We start from the raw sequence: 8964 nt of genomic DNA, 5'->3' as shown, positions 1-8964 counted from the left end.
GGCTGGCCGCCGCTGCGGCTGGTCGGGCGGCTGCGCCCCGACCCGCTGCGTCGCCTGCACCTGCAGACCGGCCCGCGCGACCCCGCCGACGCCGACCGCACGTCGCTCCCGCCCGCGGGCCCGCAGGTGCAGGCCCCGGCCGCGAACGCCGTGCGGGGCTGGCTCGACGACGCGACGACGGGCCTGCCCGACGCGTGGGTGCTCGCCGTGCGCGCCGACGTGCGCACGGGCGGCCTCGCCGACGACCTCGACGTGGCGGTCGCGTCCACGACGCTGCTGCCGGCGCGGGCGCCGTGGTGGGCACGCGTCGTCGACGTGCTCCAGTGGGCCGGCCTCGCCGCGCTCGTGGGCGGCCTCGGGTGGCTCGGCGTGCTCGCGGGCCTGACGTACCTCCGGCTGCCGGAGCCGGTCACGCCCCGGTGGGGCCCGCTGCCGGCGCCGACCGTCCTCGTGGCGGGCGGCCTCGCGCTCGGCCTCCTGCTCACGCTGCTCGGCACGGTCGGCGCCTGGGCGGAAGGGCGCCGGCAGGCGGGCCGGGCGCGCCGGCGTCTGCGGGCGTCGGTCGCCGCCGTCGCCACCGCGCGCGTCGTCGACCCGGTCACCACCGAGCTCGCCCGGTGGCGCTCGTGCCGGGACCTCGCCCGGCGGGCCGCCGGCGACGGAGGTCGCCGCCGACGCTGAACGCCGACCGGCCGTCACCCCGGGCGGCGGTCACCCACCGAGCGTCGCACGGGCACGCCGAGCCCGGGGGACACCGGCACAGGCACGCTGCGCACGGGCGCGACACGCCCCGCGCGCCGCACGGACGGCACCACCGGTGCCCGCAGGGAAGGACACGGATGGCACGGCTCGAGGTCCCGGTGCAGCTGCGCTGGTCGGACATGGACGCGTACGGGCACGTCAACAACGTCGAGATGCTGCGTCTCCTCGAGGAGGCGCGCATCGAGGCGTTCTGGAGCCACCCCGTCGGCGCGGACGGGACGCGCCCCGACGGTGCGTGGCCGACGGCGGTCCTCGACGCGAGCCCGGGGTCCGGGCTGGCGACGCTCGTCGCGCGGCAGGAGATCGAGTACGTGCGCCCGCTCGCGTACCGGCGGGCGCCCGTCGTCGTGGAGATGTGGATCGGCCACCTCGGGGGCGCGAGCCTCGACGTCTGCTACGAGGTGCTGGACGCACCCGCGGCGGCGGACACGACCGCGCCGTACGCGCGTGCCGTCACGACGCTCGTGCTCGTCGACGTGGGCACCGGGGCCCCGCAGCGGATCGCCGCGGAGCAGCGGGCGGCGTGGGAGGCGTTCGTCGAGGAGCCCGTCCGGCTGCGCCGGCGCCGCTGACGGCGCGGGCGCGCCACGCCGGCGCGTCGCCTCGGTGCGCGGCTCCGGGCCCCCGGCGTCGGACGGGACGCCCCGGTCAGGGGCGACCGTCCGCGTTCGGCGTCCGGTCCGTCCGTGCCCGCTCCGCGGTCTCCGCGGCGCGCGCGACGTTGCGCTGCATGCCGCCGAAGACCACGCCGTGGAACGGGTACACCGACCACCAGTAGAGCTGCCCGGCGAGCCCGTGCGGGTGGAACAGCGCACGCTGCGCGAACACGGTCGGGGGCTTCGTCCACGCGTCGCGGTCGCCGTGCCCGCCGTCGCCGTCGCCCGCGTCGTCGTGCGTCCGCCCCGACGGCTCGACCCGCAGCTCGAGCCAGGCGAGCCCGGGCAGGCGCATCTCGGCGCGCAGCCGCAGCAGGCGTCCCGGTTCGAGCGCCTCGACGCGCCAGAAGTCGACCGCGTCGTCGAGCCGGAGCCGGCTCGGGTCGCGGCGCCCGCGGCGCAGGCCGGGCCCGCCGACGACCCGGTCCAGCAGCCCGCGCACGCGCCACGCGAGCGACCAGGAGAACCACCCGCGCTCGCCGCCGACGGCCTCGATGACGCGCCACAGCGCCGCGGGGGAGGCGTCGACGTCGACGCGCCGCTCGTCGACGTAGAGCGAGCCGCCGGCCCAGTCCGGGTCGGACGGCAGCGGGTCGCTGGGCGCGCCCGGCACGGCGGCCGACGACCACCGCGTGGTGACGCTCGCCTCCCGGATGCGCGTGAGGGCGAGCCGCACGGCGCGGTCGAAGCCGATGAGGCCGTCGGGCGGGTCGGGGACGTACCGGGCGACGTCGTGCTCGTCGCAGACGACCTCGTGCACGAGCGACTCCACGAGCGGGCGCGCGAGCCCGCCGGGCACGGGCGTCACGACCGACACCCAGTGGCTCGAGAGCCGTGGCGTGAGCACGGGCACGCCGACGATGACCCGGCGCCGCAGCTCGGCGATCTCCGCGTAGTGCTGCATCATCTCGCGGTACGTCAGGACGTCGGGCCCGCCGATGTCGAAGGCGCGCGACACGTCCGCCGGCATCGCCGCCGACCCGACGAGGTAGCGCAGGACGTCGCGGACCGCGATCGGCTGGATCCGGTTGTCCACCCACGTCGGCACCGTCATCGCGGGCAGCCGCTCCGTGAGGTAGCGCATCATCTCGAACGACGCCGAGCCGGACCCCAGGATGACGGCGGCGCGCAGCACGGTCGTCGGCACGCCCGAGGCGAGCAGGATCTCGCCGACCTCGGTGCGCGAGGCCAGGTGCGGCGACAGCTCCTCGCCCTCCGGGTGCAGGCCACCGAGGTAGACGATCCGGCCGACGCCGGCCTCACGTGCCGCCTGCCCGAACGTCAGCGCGGTCCGCCGGTCGCGCTGCTCGAAGGACCGGCCCGTGCCGAGGGAGTGGATGAGGTAGTAGGCGACCGACGTGCCCGTCAGGGCCGCCCGGATGCCGTCGAGGTCGGACGCGTCGCCCTCCACCACCTCGACGTCGTCGTACCACGGGCGTCCGCGCAGTCGGTCCGGGTGCCGGGCGACCGCCCGCACGCGGTAGCCGGCGGCCAGCAGCTCCGGCACGAGGCGCCCGCCGACGTAGCCCGTGACGCCGGTGACGGCCACGAGCGGCGCGTCGGGGCGCGGCCGGCCGTCGGGCCCGGTGCCGGGGACCAGCCCGGCGAGGGTGGTCGCGACGGGCTCGGGGGCGAGGCCCGGCCCGGCGGCGTCGTCGGACGGGGCGGCGTCGTGGGTCACCCGGGCAGTGTGCGGCCGGGGCACGGGCAGCGCACCCGGAGCCGGTGCCGGTCCGGCGCCGTCGTCCTCGGCGCGTCGGTCCCCGCCCGGCCGCCGTCCCGTCGGCCGGTCAGCCGCCGAGCAGCGCGAGCGTGCGCTTCTCGGCCACCGCCTGCGACCGCGTCGGCGCGATCGTCTCGCCGCGCTCCCACAGCTCCACGACACGGGGGTCCACGTAGGACGCACGCGCGACCGCCGGCGTGTTGCCCAGCTCCTCCGCGACGGCCTTCACCACGGTCGCGACCACGCGGCGCCGCCCGCGCTCGCTCGCCGGCGGGGGACCGGCCGCGGCGAAGCCGCGTGCCGCGAGCACGGTCGCGTGCCACGTGCGGAAGTCCTTCGGCGAGGCGTCGCCGAGCCGGTCCTTGACGTAGGCGGCGACGTCGCTGCTCGTGACGTCGTGCCAGCCGGCGTCGTCGCGCCACGCCAGCAGCTCGGGGCTGGGGTCGCGGCGGCGCAGCAGCGTGCGGCACAGCTCGGCGACGACGTCGTCCTCGACCACCGTGTCGCGCACCTGCCCGGACTTCGCCGGGAACACGAGGTGCACGGCGCCGGGGTCGGCGTCGTGCGTGGGCGCGAGCACCTGGACGTGCTCGCGCCGCAGGGTCGCCAGGCCGAACGAGCCGTTGCGGCGCGCGTACCCCTCGCCGCCGACGCGCAGGTAGGCGCGGTCGAGCAGCCGGAACGCGAGCGCGAGCGCCTTGTCGCGCGGCATGCCCTCGAGCGCGAGGTCCGCCCGGACGCGTCGCCGCGCCGCGGGCAGCCGCCGTGCGACCTCGAGCACGTGGTCGTGCTTGAGCCGCGCCCGCCGCGCGTGCCACTGCTGGTGGTAGAGGTACTGACGGCGCTGCGCGTCGTCGAACCCGGCCGCCTGGATGTGCCCGTTCGGCCACGGGCAGATCCACACGTCCTTCCACGCGGGCGGGATCGCCAGCGTGGTGACGCGCTCGAGGTGCTCGGGGTCGTCGATACGCCGGCGGTCGGCGTCGAGGTACACGAAGCCGCTGCCGGCCCGGCGTCGCGTCCAGCCGGGCTGGTCGATGCGCACACGTCGGAGCCGGACCATGGCGGGAAGTGTCACCCGGCGCGGGCGCCCGCGCTCGTCGAGGCGTGCACGGGCGTCACGGCGGGTCGTCGACGAACCGGAAGCGCACCCGGGCGTCGTCCGGGTCGACCACGTAGGTGGACCCCGCCGGGGACCAGCGCTCGGGCACGAGGAAGAGCCGGCCGTCGCCCTCGGCGAGCAGGCGCAGGCCGCGGTAGCGGAAGCGCTGACCCGTGGCCGTGCCGTCCGGGCCGGCCAGCACGGTCTGCCCGACGACGGGGTCGGCGGGGAACAGCGGCTCGGTGGTGTCGACGACCACGGCGGGCAGGCGGGTCAGGTCGCGCGCGAGCGCCTTCGCCTGCCCGAGGCCCGACCACTGCGCGAGCGTCGCCGCGGCCCAGAACACCGACGCGACGACGACGAGGACGAGCACGACGGCGGTGGTGCGCGTGCCGGGCGCCGCACCGCCGTCGGGCGCACCGCGGGCGTCGGCGCCCGACCACGTGAGCGCCCGCGCGAGCAGCAGCGCCCCGAGCCCCAGCGCGACCGGCGTGACCAGGGCGTACGGCGGCCACCGGCCCACGGCGGGGTAGGCGAGCAGGAGCGCCCCGGCGGCCCCGAGCAGCGTCCCGCCGATCCCCCGCAGGGCGCGCTGCCACGCCCGGACGTGCCCCGCGCCGGCGCCGTGCGCCCACCGGCGCAGCCGCCCGTCCGCCCACACGAGCGCGGCGGTGAGCAGGAGCAGCCCCAGGGTCGGCACGAGCAGCGGCTGCGGTGCGCGCATGACGTAGTCCTGCGTCGCCATCCCCAGGACGTCGACGTCGACGCCGAAGTACGCGAGCTGCGCGCGCGTGGACACGTACCCGAAGTAGAAGAGCAGCGCGCTGACGGCCGTCGCCGGCGCGACGACACTGCCGAGCACGGTCCCCGCCCGCGCGAGCGTCGCGGCGGCGGCCGTCGCCGTGCCGTCGTCCGGGGCGGGTCCGGTCATCACCCCTCCGCGCCGGGCGCGCCCGTGGCGTCCCCCGGCTCGGTCGCCGTCGCCGCGCGGACCGGCGCGTCGAGCCACTGCCACCCCACGCCCCGGACCGCGTCGCACTGCGCCCGCTCGGTGCACCGCACGGTCGCGTCGAGCGCGACCCGCACGCCCGTCACCTCGGGCGAGGGCGGCGTGACGAGGAGGCTGCAGCTGCCGGCGCCCCCGACCAGCCGGGCGCCGGCGCACGGCGGCCGGCCGTCGCAGGGCTCGTCCCGGACGGTGGCGCCGGGATCCTCGACGCGCACCGTGTGGATGTCGACGACGACGCCGTCGGCGGCGACCTCGGACCAGAAGAGCGGGAAGCACCACGTGCCGTCCTGGTCGAGCGGCGCGTTGCCGCCCACCGGCAGCCCGGCCACCTCGATGGCGATGCCGCCGCCGTCGCCCGGGGCGGCTCCCTCCACGGCGTCGGGGTCCTCCGGCACGACCGGGTCGGCGGTCTCGACGGCCTCCGCGGGGGCGCTCGTGCCCGCCGCGCCGGGCGGGTCGCTCGCGCCGGGCGGGTCGCTCGCGCCGGGTGCGTCGGCCGCGCCGGGGTCACCGGGGCCGCAGCCCACCAGCAGCAGCGCCACGACCGCGGCGGGCAGCGCCCCGCGCGCCCGCCGTCGCGCCCCGCGCCCCGCCCGCGCCTGCACGACGACCATGACGACCACCGTCCCGTCGGCCCCGGGGAGCCGTCCGGCCCCCCGCTGGGAGGAGGCGGCGGCGACGCGGCGAGATACGCCCGGTCCGTCGGGTCGGTCGGCCCGTCGGCTCGCTCGCGCCGTCGGGTCAGTCGGGCAGCCGCACCATGCCCTCCTGGGCGACCGACGCGACGAGCGTGCCGTCGCGCGTGAAGACGCGCGCGGCACCGAGGCCGCGCCCGCCCTGCGCGCTCGGCGTCGACTGGACGTACAGGAGCCAGTCGTCGACGCGCACGTCGCGGTGCCACCACATCGCGTGGTCGAGGCTCGCCATCGACAGCCCGGGCGTCACCCAGGACCGGCCGGCGCGGCGCAGGACCGGCTCGAGCATCACCTGGTCGCAGGCGTACGCGAGCAGCGCGCGGTGCAGCAGGCGGTCGTCGGGCAGGGGGCGGCGCGAGCGCATCCACACCATCTGCCGCCCGAGCCCGGGCTCGCGGTCGGCGCGCAGGTACAGCGAGCCGCCGACGTGCCGCACGTCGAAGGCGGCCTCCTGGGTCCAGAACTTCGCGACGGGGTGGTCGATGCCGCCGAGCTGGTCGAGCGCCGAGACGACGTCCTCGGGCGCGGGGACGTCCGCCGGCATCTCCTCGGCGTAGTCGGTGCCCGGCTGCTCCTCCTGGAACGACGCGATCATCGACAGGATCGGCTGCCCGTCCTGCAGCGCGTGGGTGCGCCGCGCGGTGAACGAGCGCCCGTCGCGCAGCCGCTCGACCGTCAGCGCGATGGGCCTGGTCACGTCGCCGGGGCGCAGGAAGTACCCGTGCAGCGAGTGCGGCAGCCGGTCGGGCGCGACCGTGCGGCCCGCGGCGAGCAGCGCCTGCGCGAGCACCTGGCCGCCGAAGACCCGGCCGCCGGGCTGGGCGAGGCTGGTCGCGTGGAAGAGGTCGGGCGTCTCGTCGTCGGCGGCGACGTCGAGGACGCGCAGGACGGCGGCCGTGGGGTCGTCGGTGCCGGTGGGGTCGGTCATGGCGGCGGTGGTCCCGTCAGTCCTCGAACGTGTTGAGCATGGAGAACGCGGCGCGCTCGAGGTAGTCCCACAGCTGCGCGCGGTGCAGCGGGGCCAGGTCGAGGCTGTCGACGGCCGTGCGCATGTGCGTGAGCCAGCGGTCGCGCGCGTCGGGGTTGACCTTGTACGGCGCGTGCCGCATCCGCAGCCGCGGGTGCCCGCGCTGCTCGGAGTAGGTGGTCGGCCCGCCCCAGTACTGCTCGAGGAAGAGGGTGAGCCGCTCGGCGGCGGGGCCGAGGTCCTCCTCGGGGTACATGGGCTTGAGCACCGGGTCCCCGGCGACGCCGCGGTAGAACTCGTCGACGAGCCGGACGAAGGTCGCGTGCCCGCCGACGGCCTCGTAGAAGGAGTCGGCTCTCACGCCGCCCATCCTCACACGCGGGGACCGGCGGCCGGCCCGCCCGCACCGGCGCCGCGGCGCACGTCACACGCCCGCTCGGGTGCCGCACGGCGGAAGGCGCGGGTCGGCGGCGCGTGCCCCGTCACAGGCCGAGCTCGTCGAGCACGGGCAGCTCGCGGCGGACGACGGCGCGGGCGTGCTCCGCACCGGGCGACGTCACGGCGAGCCGTGCGAGGCGGCGGCACTCGTCCCACGTCGTCGCGCCCAGCACCGCCGCCACGTCGGGCAGCGCGCGCGGCGTCATCGACAGCGACGTGACGCCGAGGCCGACGAGGACGACGGCGAGCGCGGGGTCCGCGGCCGCCTCGCCGCAGACGCCGACCGGGCGCCCCTGCGCGGCACCGCCCTGCGCGGTCGCCTCGACGAGCCGCAGCACCGCCGGCTGCCACGCGTCGGACAGGCGCGCCACGGCACCCAGCAGCCGGTCCGCGGCCATCGTGTACTGCGTGAGGTCGTTGGTCCCGACGCTCGCGAAGGCGGCGTGGGCGAGCATCGGCGCCGCGAGGAGGGCGGCGCTCGGCACCTCGACCATGATCCCCGCGGTGCCCAGCCCGTGCCGGGCGCACGCGGCGACGAACGCCTCGGTCTCGTCCACGGTGGCGACCATCGGCGCCATCACCCACGTCGTCGTGCCCGGGTGGCCGGCGGCGGCGCGCGCGATCGCCGTCAGCTGGTCCTCGAGCACCTGCGGGTGCGTCTCGGCGACGCGCAGCCCGCGCACGCCGAGCGCGGGGTTCGCCTCGGGGGCCGCGTGCAGGAAGGGCAGCGGCTTGTCGGCCCCCGCGTCGAGCGTGCGGACGACCACCTTGCGTCCGTCGAACGCGGCCAGCACGCGCCCGTAGGCCGCGACCTGCTCCTCGACGGTCGGCGCCTCCGTCCGGTCGAGGAACGCGAACTCGGTGCGGAACAGCCCCACGCCCTGCGCGCCGGAGGCGGCCGCGCCCTCGGCCTCCGCGGGGTCGCCGACGTTCGCGAGCAGCTCGACGCGCCGGCCGTCGGAGGTGCGGCCGTCCCCGTAGAACGTGCGGACGGCCGCCGCGAGCGCCCGCACGCGCTCGACCGCGTCGGCCGGCGGGTCGAGGGTGACGGTGCCGGACGCGCCGTCGACGAGGAGCGTCGTCCCCTCCGCGACGTCCGCGGCGCCGGCGGCCGCGACGACGGCCGGGATGCCCCGCGCGCGGGCGAGGATCGCGGTGTGCGACGTCGGGCCGCCGGCGGCCGTGACGACGGCGAGCACGCGCGCCGGGTCGAGCGTCGCGGTGAGGGCGGGCGCGAGGTCGTGCGCCACCAGCACGTACGGGTGCGGACGGGCCGGCAGGCCGGGTGCCGGGCGCCCCGTGAGCCGGGCCACGAGCCGGTCGCGCACGTCGACGATGTCCCGGACGCGCTCCGCCATGTACCCGCCGAGCTCGGCGAGCTGCGCGGCCACCGCGTCGGCGGCCTCCCACACGGCGCGCTCCGGCACCAGGTGCTCGGCGCGGACCCGCTCCTGCGCGTCGGCGACGAGCGACGGGTCGGCCGCCATCGCGGCGGTCGCGAACAGCAGGGCGGCGCTCGCGCCGTCCGCGGCCTCCGCGGCCGCGTCGAGCTCGGCGCGCACGGCCTCCGCCGCGGCGGCGACGCGCGCGGCGGCTGCCTCGGTGTCGGCGC

General features: G+C 78.2%; 8 protein-coding genes and 1 pseudogene. 2 read left to right on the top strand and 7 right to left on the bottom strand.

The genetic code is table 11. The features are described from left to right. Both AB6N23_RS15435 and AB6N23_RS15430 read left to right on the top strand, forming a co-directional pair. A pseudogene (locus AB6N23_RS15435) lies at nucleotides 1-681 on the top strand (GTP-binding protein HSR1); the annotation flags it as partial. A gap of 158 nt (nucleotides 682-839) precedes the next feature. After that, nucleotides 840-1334 carry an acyl-CoA thioesterase gene (locus tag AB6N23_RS15430; RefSeq protein WP_412866886.1) on the top strand — a complete coding sequence of 165 codons (495 nt, stop codon included), beginning with the start codon at nucleotides 840-842 and terminating at the stop codon, nucleotides 1332-1334. A 76-nt stretch (nucleotides 1335-1410) separates the two neighbouring features. Here the strand turns inward: AB6N23_RS15430 and AB6N23_RS15425 are convergent, their stop codons facing one another. The 7 genes from AB6N23_RS15425 to ptsP all read right to left on the bottom strand — a co-directional run. Next, a complete protein-coding gene (locus AB6N23_RS15425) occupies nucleotides 1411-3099 on the bottom strand; it encodes an SDR family oxidoreductase (RefSeq protein ID WP_412866885.1) in 1689 nt (562 codons plus the stop codon). 109 nt (nucleotides 3100-3208) lie between these two features. Beyond that, a complete protein-coding gene (locus AB6N23_RS15420; RefSeq protein WP_412866884.1) occupies nucleotides 3209-4204 on the bottom strand; it encodes a DNA topoisomerase IB in 996 nt (331 codons plus the stop codon). Between the two features lie 55 nt (nucleotides 4205-4259). Then, nucleotides 4260-5174 (bottom strand): hypothetical protein, encoded by a 915-nt coding sequence (locus tag AB6N23_RS15415; protein WP_412866883.1) that lies wholly within the window; start codon nucleotides 5172-5174, stop codon nucleotides 4260-4262. Then, a complete protein-coding gene (locus tag AB6N23_RS15410; protein ID WP_412866882.1) occupies nucleotides 5174-5866 on the bottom strand; it encodes a hypothetical protein in 693 nt (230 codons plus the stop codon). Before AB6N23_RS15410 ends, AB6N23_RS15415 begins: the two co-directional genes overlap by 1 nt. A gap of 127 nt (nucleotides 5867-5993) precedes the next feature. Then, nucleotides 5994-6875 (bottom strand): acyl-CoA thioesterase, encoded by an 882-nt coding sequence (locus AB6N23_RS15405; RefSeq protein ID WP_412866881.1) that lies wholly within the window; start codon nucleotides 6873-6875, stop codon nucleotides 5994-5996. A gap of 16 nt (nucleotides 6876-6891) precedes the next feature. After that, on the bottom strand, nucleotides 6892-7275 hold the full coding sequence (locus AB6N23_RS15400) for a globin (protein WP_412866880.1): 384 nt from the start codon (nucleotides 7273-7275) through the stop codon (nucleotides 6892-6894). A gap of 121 nt (nucleotides 7276-7396) precedes the next feature. Next, on the bottom strand, nucleotides 7397-8964 hold a 1568-nt coding region (ptsP, locus tag AB6N23_RS15395), incomplete at its 5' end, for a phosphoenolpyruvate--protein phosphotransferase (RefSeq protein ID WP_412866879.1).

The organism is Cellulomonas pasadenensis, assembly GCF_047229365.1.
GTDB lineage: Bacteria > Actinomycetota > Actinomycetes > Actinomycetales > Cellulomonadaceae > Cellulomonas.
The sequence above is the reverse complement of the archived record's forward strand: the minus strand, read 5'-3'. Positions and strand labels throughout refer to the sequence as shown.